The 1,025-nt window shown below is 73.3% G+C and carries 1 protein-coding gene; it reads right to left on the bottom strand.

The window, feature by feature from the left end:
• Positions 1–1,025: WD40 repeat domain-containing protein (locus tag IE312_RS08945; protein WP_189980087.1), on the bottom strand; the 1,025-nt coding region annotated here is incomplete at both ends.

Below are 1,025 nucleotides of genomic sequence, written 5' to 3'. Positions count from 1 at the left end.
GGCCGATCAGAGGCTCGGCCGTGGGCAGCGGCCGCGCCGGGTCGGTGACGTTCCACAGCCGTACGGTGTGGTCCACGTTGGCCGTCGCCAGAGTGCGGCCGTCGGGGCTGAACGCGACTCCGTACACACCGCCGCTGCTGGCGGCGAGGGACCTGCCCAGTGGGACCGGCGCTGCGGGTCGGGTCACGTCCCAGAGCTGGGTGGTGTCGTCCGCGGAGGCCGTGGCCAGAACATGCCCACGTGGGCTGAACGCCACGGCGGTGACCGGTCCGGTGTGCAGCGCGAGCGGTTCGCCCAGGCGGGTGGCGCTCGCCGGCCGCGAGACGTCCCACAGGCGCACCTGGTGGTCCTGATAGCCCGCGCTGGCGAGTGTCCGGCCGTCCGGGCTGAAGGCGACGGAGTAGACCGCACCGCTGTGGCCGGTGAGCGGCTGTCCGACCAGGGACGCCCGCGCCGGGTTGCGGACGTCCCACAGCCGGACGGTGCCGTCCCGGCTGGCGCTGGCCAGGAGCCTGCCGTCAGGGCTGAAGGCCACTTTCCGTACGGCGTTGCGGTGGCCGGTCAGGGGGTGGCCGAGCGGGGAGGGCCGGGACGGGTCGGCGACGTTCCACAGCCGGACGGTGCCGTCGGTGCTGCCGCTGGCCAGGATGTGCCGTGCGGGACCGAAGGCCACGGTGTTGACGTAGCTCGGATCCGGGAGAGTGGTGCCGGGGAGGTGCCAGAGCCTCACGGAGTGGTCGGCGCCTACCGAGGCCAGGTAGTGCCCGTCGGGGCTGAACGCCAGCCAGTAGACGTATTCGGTGTGGCCGGTGAGGGGCTGCCCCATCGGTACCGGGGCGGAGGGGTCCGTCACGTTCCACAGGCGGACGGTGTGGTCCGCTCCGGCGGTGGCCATGACCTGCCCGTCGGGGCTGAAGGCGACCGCGTACACGGTGTCGTGGTGATCGGACAGGGGCGCCGCCAGCGGCACGGGGTCGGCCGGGTTCGCGACGTTCCACAGCCGTAGGGTGCGGTCGTTGCCCACG

Source organism: Streptomyces capoamus (genome assembly GCF_014654935.1).
Lineage (GTDB): Bacteria > Actinomycetota > Actinomycetes > Streptomycetales > Streptomycetaceae > Streptomyces > Streptomyces capoamus.
This window is presented reverse-complemented; position numbering and strand designations above follow the sequence as displayed.